Genomic DNA, 11,160 nt, shown 5'->3' with positions numbered 1-11,160 from the left:
ATCGAGGCTGCCCGGGCCGGGGAGCATGGCAAGGGATTCGCGGTCGTGGCCTCCGAGGTGCGCAAGCTTGCGGAGCGGAGCCAGAAAGCGGCCGGTGAGATCTCGGAACTGTCGACCAGGAGCGTCGAGATAGCCGAGAAGGCCGGGGATATGCTGAACCATATGGTGCCGGACATTCTGAAGACGGCTGAACTGGTCCAGGAGATCAGCGCGGCCTGCCGGGAACAGGACTCCGGCGCGGAGCAGATCAACAAGGCTCTCCAGCAGCTGGACCAGGTGATCCAGCAGAATGCCTCCGCCGCCGAAGAGATGTCTTCGACCGCCGAGGAACTCTCCAGCCAGGCTGCCCAATTGGAGGACAGCGTCGAATATTTCAGGATCATGGAGAAGGGAACACCGGTACGAAAGGCGGTCGTGAAAGCAGATGCAAGTCGGGGAAGGAAGCCTGCCAAAGCCGCCCGGGTAAAGGGTGAGGCGCGGAAGGCAGTGGGACACGACCTCGATCTCGCAGAGTCCGATGACAGCTTTGACAGTGATTATGAAAGGTTTTAGCAGCCGATGCGGCTTTAGAATGAACCTGGCGCTGCCAATGTCACCGTCGTCGTGACACATTGCCAATAAAAAAGTCCCGGGGAATCCCGGGACTTTTTCATTGCAGTTACCTCAGGCAGGCAGCTGCGACGACACCCGCAGTTCACCGGCGGAGGGGACTGACTATGACTCGGCTGTCGCCACACCTTCAGCCGGGGCACGCTTCCGCCCAACCACTCTCTTCAGCAGCTGGTCCATGAAGTAGTAAACCACCGGTGTTATGTAGAGCGTCAACAACTGCGAGGTCAGCAACCCTCCGACCACGGCCAGCCCCAGGGGCTGACGGGCCTCGCCCCCGGCGCCGAATCCCATGGCGATGGGGAGGGCGCCGAGGAGCGCCGCCATGGTGGTCATCATGATCGGCCTGAACCTCACCAGCGCCCCCTCGTAGATCGCCTCCAGCGGCGTCTTCCCCCCTTTCCTCTCGGCTTCCAGCGCGAAATCGATCATCATGATGGCGTTCTTCTTCACGATCCCGATCAGCATGATGATCCCCACGAAACCGTAGATGTTCAGGTCGCACCTGAAGATGATCAGGGTGATGAGCGCCCCGAACCCGGCGGCGGGAAGCCCTGAGAGGATGGTGACGGGGTGGATGTAGCTTTCGTAGAGAACGCCCAGCACGACGTAGATCACGAAGATCGCCATCGCCAGGAGCATCCACAGCCCGCTGAAGGAGGACTTGAAGGCCTGGGCGGTTCCCTGGAAGCTGGTGCTGACTGTCTGGGGGAGGGTCCTGTCGGCAAGGGCGTCGACCTCTTTCATGGCGTCTCCCAGCGCCACACCGGGGCGGAGGTTGAAGGACAGGGTGACGGCGGGGAGCTGCCCCAGGTGGTTAACGGCAAGGGGTCCGATGGTCTTGGTGATGGTGGCGATGGTGTCCAGCGGCACCAGTTCCCCGCTCTTGGCGTGGACGTAGAGCATCCCCAGCGCCGCCGGGTCTCCCTGGTAGAGCGGGTCGAGCTCCAGGATCACCTGGTACTGGTTGGTGGGAGCGAAGATGGAGGACACCTGCCTCGTCCCGTAGGCATAGCCCAGGGCGTCCTCCACCTGCAGCACGGAGAGACCCAGTGCCGCCACCTTGTCCCGGTTGATCTCCACATGCACCTGCGGATTGCTGATCTGCAGGTCGCTGGTCACGTCCTGGAGGTCCGGCAGATCCTTCAGCCTGGTCTCGAGTTCGGCCGCAGCCCGGTAGAGTTCGCCCGTATCCTGCCCCTGCAGGGTGAATTGATACTGGCTCTTGGAGCTCATGCCGCCGATCTGGATGGACGGCACGTTCTTGAGGAAGGTCCGGATTCCGGGCACCTTGGCAAGCTTGGGCCGCAATTCCTGGATCACCTCGTCCGCGGAAAGTTTCCTCTTCTCACGCGGCTTCAGACGGATGAAGAAGGAGCCGTTGTTGGTGCCGCGCCCCCCGCCGACCGAGGACATGAACCCGTCCACGTTGGGATCCTTGGCGATTATGGCGGCGACCGCCTCCTGGTGGGCGCGCATGTCGGCAAACGAGGCGCCCTGCGCGGTCTCGGTGTCGGCGTTGATGCGCCCGGTGTCTTCGGTCGGCAGGAACCCCATGGGGACGGCGGTAAAGAGCCAGACTGTGAGGAGGGTTATGCCGATGGTCGCGGCGATGGTGGTGCGGCGGTAGCGGAGGACCTGCCCGAGGGAGCGCTCATACAGCCGCAGCATCCCGTTGAAGAAGCCTTCCATCATCATGTAGAGCCGACCGTGTCCCCCTCCCTGGTGGGTCAGGAACCTGCTGCACAGCATCGGGGTGAGGGTCAGGGAAACGAAGCAGGAGACCAGGATGGCGGCGCCGATGGTGACGGCGAATTCGTGCAAAAGCCTCCCCAGGATTCCGCCCATGAAGAGGACCGGGATGAATACCGCCACCAGCGAGATGGTCATGGAGATGATGGTGAAGCCGACCTCCCTCGACCCCTTGAGGGCGGCCTCCATGGCGGAGTCCCCCTCTTCCATGTGCCGCACGATGTTCTCCAGCATGACGATGGCGTCGTCCACGACATAGCCGACCGCCAGGGTGAGAGCCATCATGGAGATGTTGTTCAGGGAGAAGCCCAGCAGACGCATGACGGTGAAGGTCCCGACGATGGACATCGGCACCGCCAGCGAAGGGATCACGGTCGCGGAGAGGTTGCGCAGGAAGAGGAAGATGACCATGACCACCAGGCCCACGGTCAGCACCAGGGTGAACTTCACGTCGCGCATCGATTCACGGATCTGGACCGAGCGGTCGAAGAGGACGTTCAACTCCACCGAGGCCGGGATCTGGCTGCGGAAGGCCGGCAGGAGCTTCTTGACCTCGTCGACCACCTCGATGGTGTTGGTCCCGGGTTGACGCTGCACGGTGAGGACGATGGCGCGGGTATTGTTGTACCAGCTGGCGGTCTTGGTATTCTCGACACTGTCCAGGACCCGCCCCAGTTCCTCGAGCCGCACGGGCGAGCCGTCCCGGTAGGCCGCCACCATCTGCCGGTAGGCCGCCGCCTTGAAGAGCTGCCCGTTGGCCTCGATGGTGAAGGACTGCTTGCTCCCGTCCAGCACCCCGGTCGGGAGATTCACGTTCGTCTGGTCGATGGCTGCCGCCACCTCGTCGATCCCTATCCGGCGGGAGGCCAGAGCCTTCGGATCGACCTGGGCCCGGACCGCGTATTTCTGCGATCCCCAGACATTGACCTGGGCCACGCCGGCGATGGTGGAGATGCGGCGGGCGATGAGGGTCTGCGCGTACTCGTCGACGCCGGAGAGGGGCAGGGACGGCGAACTGAGGGCCAGGTAGAGGACCGGCTGATCCGCCGGGTTGACCTTGCGGAAGGAGGGCGGGGTCGGCATGTTCTTGGGCAGGGACCTGGTGGCGAGCGAAATGGCCGCCTGCACGTCCTGCGCCGCCGCGTCGATGCTCCGGTCGAGGTTGAACTGCAGCGTGATCCTGGTGGTGCCGACGCCGTTGGTGGAGGTCATCGAGTCGACGCCGGCGATGGTGGAAAGCTGGTTCTCCAGGGGGGTGGCCACCGCCGAGGCCATGGTGTCCGGATTGGCGCCGGGGAGGCTGGCGTTCACCTGGATGGTGGGGAAATCGACGTTGGGCAGGTCGTTGACCGGCAACAGCCGGTACGAGACGACGCCGAACAGCAGTATGGCGATCATGACCAGCGAGGTCATGATCGGCCTGCGGATAAAGGGCTCCGCGATGTTCATCGCTTCCGGTCTCCCGCCGGTTTCTCCCTGGTCTGGACCGCGGCGCCGGGGGTGAGGCGGAGTTGCCCGTCCACCACCACCGTTTCCCCCGCGGCGAGCCCCCCCTCGACGACAGTCTCCTCGCCCGAGGAGACACCGGGCTTCACCTTCCTCATCTCGACCTTGCTGTCGGGCTTCACCACGTAGACGAATTCGCCGTCCTGGCTGGTCTGGATGGCGTGGGTCGGGACCACCACTGCGTTTTTCTTCGACCCCAGGGTCATGACTATATCGCTGTACTGCCCGGGCCAAAGCCTGCGGGACTTGTTGGCGAAGACCCCTTTGAGCTTGATGGTTCCCGTTCCGGCATTGACGGTGTTGTCGAGGAAGCTGATGGTGCCGTACTCGCCTTTCCCGGCCTCGTTGGGGATCACCGCCTCCACCTTGAGCTCCTTGGCAGCCATGGCGCGCTTGATCTCGGCGATCTTTCCTTCCGGAACGGAGAAGGTCACATAGATGGGGCTGACCTGGTTGATGGTGACGATGGCGAGGTCGTTGGCCTTGACCAGGTTCCCCTGCTGCAGCGAAACCGTGCCGGTCCGGCCGGAGATCGGCGAACGGATGGAACAGTACCCCAGCTGGATCTCGGCGTTTCTTATGGCGGCCCTGTCGGCTGCCAGGGTGGCGGCCAAAGATTCGGCATTGGAGGCCAGCGACTCGTACTGGTCCCGGGCGATGACTCCGTCCTTCAGGAGCCCCTGGTAGCGGACCGCCTGCTCGCGGGCGAACTTCGCCTGGGACTGGTCCTTGGCGAGGGCGGCCTGGCACTGGCTGAGGGTCGCCCGAAACGGCTCGGGGTCGACGCTCACGAGGAGCGCCCCCCTTTCGACGTCGCTTCCTTCCGCGAAATGGATCCTGGAGATCTGCCCGCTGACCTGGGACTTGATGGCGACCGAGCGGTAGGCCTCGACGTTGCCGATGGCCTTCAGCTGGACCGGCACATCCTTCCGGGCGGCCTGCGCCACCTTGACCGGTACTGCCGGTTTGGCCTTGGGGGGAAGCTTCTTCTCGGAGCACGAGGCGCAAACAAGGGTGAGGCAAATGATTGCTGCTGTAGTTGTCTTTTTGTCCATTGGCTGGGCTTTCTTTAGTGTAGTACTTCCTGGTCCCCGCCTATGTCGGCCGCCCGGCACAGGATGGATCAATACCAGGATCTGTATGAGGGGGGAAGGCGTCTGGATCAGGAAAGGGTCAAGGGGGGACAACTATAGCATATCTGCAAATAAATTAAAGGTAATAAGCCCTGCTTCACCGAAGAGGCATTCAAGAAAGCCGCAGTGACAGATTGACGGTATTCCGGACTGAGAGAGACGCCCCTTCTGCTAGGATGCGCGCTCGCAGTCGGTGGGCAGGGTGAAGTAAAAGGTACTACCGGCGCCCTCCCTGCTTTCGGCCCAGATCCTTCCGCCGAATTTCTCCACTATCTGCCGCGACAGGGCCAGCCCCAGCCCCGTGCCGCCATATTTCCTGGTGAGGGACGAGTCGATCTGGGTGAACTTGCCGAAGATCCTCTCCAATTGGCCGGCCGGAACGCCCACCCCGGTGTCGCGTACGGAGAAGAGGAGGAAACTTCCCCCCCCGGCCTCCGCGTCCAGGAAGGGCCTGACCGTCAGCTCGATGCTTCCCCTTTCCGTGAACTTGACGGCATTGCCCAAGAGATTAACCAGCACCTGGCGCAGGCGCCCCTCGTCTCCCTCCGCCTGCCGCACCGAATCCTCCACCGTCCAGGAGAGGTCGAGCCCCTTTTCGAGGGCGCTCAGGGAAACCACCTCCACCGCGCTTCTTACCGTTTCCGGCACGGAAAAGGACCTCTTCTCGAATTTCATCACGCCCGCCTCCAGACGCGAAAAATCGAGCACGTCAGCTATGATGCGCAGCAGGGACTCGGCCGAGCGCTTGGCCATCTCCAGGAGGCTCCTTTCTTCCTCCCCTATCTCGAGATCCAGCACCAGCCTGATCATCCCCAGGGCCCCGGCGAGGGGGGTCCTCATCTCGTGGCTCATGTTGGCCAGGAACTCGCTTTTGGCCAGGTTCCCGGCTTCGGCTGCCTCCTTGGCGGAGATCAGTTTTTCCTGCGCGTTCTTCAGCTGCTCGTTAGCCGACGAGAGATCGAGCGTGCGTTCCCTCACCGTCTTTTCCAGGTGATCCTGGTGACGCCTGAGCTCGGCCTCGGCCTCAAGCTTGGCCCCTATCTGCTCCAGCAGGCGTGCATTCAGGGCCTCGACGTCTTCCTTGGCTCGCCGCAGGCTCTCGATCATCTCGGCATTTTCGAACCGCAGCAGCAGGGAAGTCCTGTTCACGCGATAGTTGTGCAGGGATATCCTCCAGAGGAGCACGAGGTACAGGAGTGTCATCAGCGACATGGCGTGGTGGAAAGAGTCCGGAAGCAGGGCGAAGTGCAGCGCCAGCGGCACCAGCGCGGGGATGCTGAAGGCGGGATACCCCAGCTTCACCTTGGAGAAGGTAGAAGAAGCCCCTGCAGCCATGCCTCCCAGCACGAAAGCGAGGAAGACCTGGTGGGCAGGGGAGTAGACAAAGGGAACGAAACTGATACTCCCCCAGGCTACCCCGACGAAAAAGAGGGCAACGGTGAACCGCCTGCACCAGGACCGGGGATCGAGACGATCGGGATCGGCGCGGTTGAAGCAGGCCACCAAGGCCGCCCGCAGCGCAGTCACCGCCATGATCGCCACCAGCCAGAGTAAAAGGGTGGCGACAGGCATCACCTTCCTCATCACCACGAAGACGAGGGTCGAGTTCACCAAGGTGGCGATGAACCCCAGCGGCGCAAGTCCGTAGAGCTGCTTGACCTGCTCCTTCAGGATCTGCTGCTCTTGCGATACCTGATCGTGCATAAGCCGTGTCCTTGCCGGATCGGGTGCGGTGGGCTGTCAGGGAGGGGAGCGAGGATGAGGCGGGGCAAAGTCGTGGGGAGTGGGGAGCGAAGGGCGCCGTCAGGGTGGCGCGGCCATTGTGGTCAGCGGGGCATCCACGAGCTCTTGGAGTGCTTTGCCATGAGGGAAAGGAGCAGGTCGATGTCGATCGGCTTGGAGATGTAGTCGTCCATCCCGGACGAGAGGCATCTTTCCCGGTCGCTGTCGGCGGCGAAGGCCGTGACCGCAATGATCAGGGTGTGGCCGCCTCGTTCCCTCTCCTTTTCCCTGATAAGCTGCGTCGCCTTTAGCCCGTCCAGCAGCGGCATCTGCACATCCATCAAGATGCAGTCGAACTGATCCCGCTCCCAAGCCTTCAGCACGCCCAGGCCGTCTCCCACCACGGTGCAGTCGATCCCCTGACGCGACAGGATGGTGGCCATCAGGTGACGCATGGTCTGATCATCCTCAGCTACCATTATCTTCATGTTCGCCTCATGCTTGGCAGCCGGCAAAGCACCGACCTTGCGTCCATGATAACAGCCGGGGGCGATCGAAGTAAAGGGCGGCGCCAAGATGGCCTTTAGCCCCGGACCCTGCCTTAAAACTGCGGTTTCCCCCGGGCTCAAGAGGAGACAGGGGCCGGCTTGGGCAGGGAGGGCACGCAGGCCGGGTGGGGCCATAAAAAACGGGGCGAGAAGTTTCCCTCTCGCCCAGCTTTACATCCTGAATCGACCACACTCTTAATCGAACAGTTCCGACAACCAGGATTTCCGGTGTTGGCTGCCATGACCATATCGATGGTCATCGTGACTCTTCTCGTGGTGCTGGCGGTAGCCGGGCTGGTGGCCGGGCTGTTCCGGTTGGGGGGATGCTCCCGCCACGCTGTAGGAGCGCTCGATCAGCTTGTCGAGTTCACCCCTGTCGAGCCAGATTCCACGACACTGCGGGCAGTAATCTATCTCGACCCCCTGACGATCTGCAATAAGTAGTTGCACGCCGCTGCATACTGGACAATTCATAGCTTAATCCTCCTCTGTTCCATCCCGCTCGGCATCAACAGCACATGATGTACTGGCGCGATACCAGGAGGCGGGGATCCGGTTCGAAAGCTGCCACAGGGACTGGCCGTTGTGCCAGCCGCAGCAGATCCTGAGATGTGGGCATGATAGGGATCGGAATCAGGAAGAGGCTCGAGGAGGGATGAAGATCCGGTCGGCAAAAAGTGGCAGGACCAGATACGGCTCGGTGATGGCTACCTTCCTTGTGAGTAAGACATGGTCGGCGCCGAAAGTCACCGGTGACGGAAGGTGACTTCCACAACAGCAGGTAGTGTCACAGTCATCGGAATCATGGAAACCGCAGTCGGCCTCGCTGTCAAGCTCATAGGTTGAGGCATGAGAGTTTGAACTTCCTTCCACCACGTAGCAGGGATGTGCGAAGCAGACACCGGGGAGGAGAAGATACGCAAGGATCAAGAAAACAGCAGCCATTTTCATATCAAAAGCTCTCATGCTCTTTAGTGGTCCGAGTCAGCACAATATAGCACAAACATCGATAAAGAAAAGTTAACAATAAGAAACCTCCCCTATCCTGCCCGTGCAAAGAGACTCAACTCCCTGACGGCGCGACCATCTGAGAGAGTCATGTTCCAGCTTCCCCGCTTTCCTACATTGCCGCAGCCATAAAAAACGGGGCGAGAAGTTTCCCTCTCGCCCCGCGGATACAGCTTGAGTCAAGCCAGGCCTTACTTGAACAGCGCCTTCTGGTACTCCCTGTTCAGCCTTGCGATGAACTTGACGTTGATCCCTTTCGGGCAGGCGGCCTGGCACTCGTAGTGGTTCGAGCAGTTGCCGAAGCCGTTTTCCTGCATGGCCTCGGTCATGGCGCAGACGCGCTCGGCAGCCTCCGCCTTGCCCTGCGGAAGTTCGGCAAGCTGGGCGACCTTGGCGGATGTGTAGAGCATCGCGGAGCCGTTCGGGCAGGCGGCGACGCAGGCGCCGCAGCCGATGCACTCGGCGGCGTCCATGGCGTAGTCGGCGGCCGGTTTCGGGATCAGCACCGCGTTGCCGTCGGCAACACCACCGGTGTGGCAGGAGGTGTAACCACCGGCCTGCGTGATCCTCTCAAGACCCGTGCGGTCAACGACCAGGTCCTTGATGATCGGGAAGGCCTTGGCACGCCACGGCTCGATGTAGATGGTGTCGCCGTCCTTGAAGGACCTCATGTGCAGCTGGCAGACGGTGGTGCGCTCCTGCCCGCCGTGCGGCACGCCGTTGATGACCTGCGAGCACATGCCACAGATACCTTCGCGGCAGTCGTGGTCGAATACGATCGGCTCCTTGCCGGTCTTGATGAGCTGCTCGTTGACTTCGTCGAGCATCTCCAGGAAGGACTGGTCCGGGCTTACGTTCTTGGCCTCGTACTGCTCGAGCTTGCCCGGCTCATTGGGCCCCTTTTGGCGCCATACGTGTAGGATAAGGTTCATATCATGGCTCATTATTTATAGCTCCTTACCGCCAGATGGACGTTTTCGAACGTCAACGGCTCCTTGTGCAGTTCCGGCTCCTTACCGACCCCCTTGAACTCCCAGGCACCTACGTAGCAGTAGTTCTCGTCGTCGCGCTTGGCTTCGCCGTCCGGCATCTGGTGCTCGACGCGGAAGTGACCGCCGCAGGACTCGTTCCTGTGGAGTGCGTCTTTGGCCATCAGCTCGCCGAACTCGAGGAAGTCCGCCACGCGGCCGGCGTTCTCCAGCTGCTGGTTGAGCTCCGCGCCGCTGCCGGTGACCTTGACGTTCTTCCAGAACTCCTCGCGCAGGACAGGGATCTTCTTGATCGCGTCCTTGAGGCTCTCTTCGCTCCTGGCCATGCCGACGTTTTCCCACATGATCTTGCCCAGCTCGCGGTGGAACTCGGAGACGGTCTTCTTGCCGTTGATGCCGAGGAACTTCTTGTTGAGGTTGTTGACGTCCTCCACCGACTTCTTGCACTCGGGGTGGTCGGGCTTGACTGCGCCCGGCTTGGTCTTGGCCAGGTAGTTGGCGATGGTGTAGGGGATGACGAAGTAGCCGTCGGCCAGACCCTGCATGAGGGCGGAGGCACCGAGGCGGTTCGCGCCGTGCACCGAGAAGTTCGCCTCGCCCAGGACGAAGAGGCCCGGGATGTTGCTCTCGCAGTTGTAGTCGACCCCGAGGCCGCCCATCGAGTAGTGCGGCGCCGGGTAGATGCGCATCGGGACCTTGTGGGCGTTCTCGTCGGTGATCTTCTCGTACATCTCGAAGAGGTTACCGTAGCGCTCGCGGATGGTGTTCTCGCTCAGGCGATTGATGGAGTCGGCGAAGTCGAGGTAGACACCGCGACCGCCCGGTCCGACGCCGCGGCCGTCGTCGCACTGCTCCTTGGCGGCACGCGAAGCGATGTCGCGCGGAGCCAGGTTGCCGAAGGAGGGGTACTTGCGCTCAAGGTAGTAGTCGCGCTCGGCGTCCGGGATGTCGCCCGGGGCACGGTTGTCGCCCTTATTCTTGGGGGCCCAGCAGCGGCCGTCGTTCCTGAGGGATTCGGACATGAGCGTCAGCTTGGACTGGTGCTCGCCGGTCTGCGGGATGCAGGTCGGGTGGATCTGGGTGTAGCAGGGGTTGGCGAAGAAGGCCCCTTTCTTGTGCGCGCGCCAGGAAGCGGTGACCGAGCATCCCATGGCGTTGGTGGAGAGATAGAAGACGTTCACGTAGCCGCCGGTGGCGAGGACCACCGCGTCGGCGGTATGTGCCCTGACTTCGCCGGTGATCATGTCGCGCACCGTGATACCCTTGGCCTCGCCGTCGACCACGATCAGGTCGAGCATCTCGCAGCGGGGGTAGAGCTTCACCGAGCCGGCCTTCACCTGGCGGGAGAGCGCCGAGTAGGCGCCGAGCAAAAGCTGCTGACCCGTTTGCCCGCGGGCGTAGAAGGTACGGGAGACCTGGGCGCCGCCGAAGGAGCGGTTGTCCAGGTAGCCTGCGTAGTCGCGGGCGAAGGGAACGCCCTGGGCCACGCACTGGTCGATGATGTTGTTGGAGACCTGGGCCAGACGCCAGACGTCTGCCTCACGGGCGCGGAAGTCGCCACCCTTGATGGTGTCGTAGAAGAGGCGGTAGATGCTGTCGCCGTCGTTCGGGTAGTTCTTGGCTGCGTTGATGCCGCCCTGGGCTGCGATGGAGTGGGCGCGGCGTGCGCTGTCCTGGTAGCAGAAGGCGTCCACGTTGTAGCCCAGCTCGCCGAGGGTAGCTGCGCCGGCGCCGCCAGCCAGACCGGTGCCGACCATGATGATCCTGTATTTACGTTTGTTGGCAGGGTTGACCAGTTTCAGGTCGAAGCGGTGCCTGTCCCATGAAGTTTGTATCGGTCCTTTCGGACATTTTCCGTCGAGTATCACTTGAACCCCCTATTTCAGTACGCCA

General features: G+C 62.2%; 8 protein-coding genes. 1 reads left to right on the top strand and 7 read right to left on the bottom strand.

The window, feature by feature from the left end; all coding sequences use genetic code 11:
- On the top strand, window positions 1–552 hold a 552-nt coding region (locus AC11W3_RS07100; RefSeq protein WP_484089595.1), incomplete at its 5' end, for a methyl-accepting chemotaxis protein.
- Between the two features lie 162 nt (window positions 553–714).
- On the opposite strand, the gene AC11W3_RS07095 is transcribed toward AC11W3_RS07100, so the two are convergent.
- The 7 genes from AC11W3_RS07095 to AC11W3_RS07065 form a co-directional block, all read right to left on the bottom strand.
- Window positions 715–3,810, bottom strand: coding sequence for an efflux RND transporter permease subunit (locus AC11W3_RS07095; protein WP_484092726.1), 3,096 nt, complete (start codon window positions 3,808–3,810; stop codon window positions 715–717).
- Window positions 3,807–4,922 carry an efflux RND transporter periplasmic adaptor subunit gene (locus AC11W3_RS07090; RefSeq protein WP_484089593.1) on the bottom strand — a complete coding sequence of 372 codons (1,116 nt, stop codon included), beginning with the start codon at window positions 4,920–4,922 and terminating at the stop codon, window positions 3,807–3,809. The genes AC11W3_RS07095 and AC11W3_RS07090 overlap by 4 nt, the downstream gene beginning before the upstream one ends.
- A gap of 249 nt (window positions 4,923–5,171) precedes the next feature.
- On the bottom strand, window positions 5,172–6,704 hold the full coding sequence (locus AC11W3_RS07085; RefSeq protein ID WP_484092725.1) for a sensor histidine kinase: 1,533 nt from the start codon (window positions 6,702–6,704) through the stop codon (window positions 5,172–5,174).
- A gap of 122 nt (window positions 6,705–6,826) precedes the next feature.
- Window positions 6,827–7,210, bottom strand: a complete 384-nt coding sequence (locus AC11W3_RS07080) for a response regulator (RefSeq protein WP_484089591.1) — start codon at window positions 7,208–7,210, stop codon at window positions 6,827–6,829.
- A 255-nt stretch (window positions 7,211–7,465) separates the two neighbouring features.
- Complete coding sequence (locus AC11W3_RS07075; protein ID WP_484092724.1) at window positions 7,466–7,744, bottom strand: TFIIB-type zinc ribbon-containing protein; 279 nt, start codon at window positions 7,742–7,744, stop codon at window positions 7,466–7,468.
- A gap of 725 nt (window positions 7,745–8,469) precedes the next feature.
- Entirely contained in the window at window positions 8,470–9,210 is a 741-nt protein-coding gene (locus AC11W3_RS07070; RefSeq protein WP_484089589.1) for a succinate dehydrogenase/fumarate reductase iron-sulfur subunit, read from the bottom strand.
- 11 nt (window positions 9,211–9,221) lie between these two features.
- A complete protein-coding gene (locus AC11W3_RS07065; protein WP_484092723.1) occupies window positions 9,222–11,135 on the bottom strand; it encodes a fumarate reductase/succinate dehydrogenase flavoprotein subunit in 1,914 nt (637 codons plus the stop codon).
- Between the last annotated feature and the right edge of the window lie 25 nt (window positions 11,136–11,160).

This window comes from Geomonas sp. (assembly GCF_056994735.1).
Note: the sequence above shows the minus strand (reverse complement) of the source record. Positions and strands in the feature narration are given on the sequence as shown.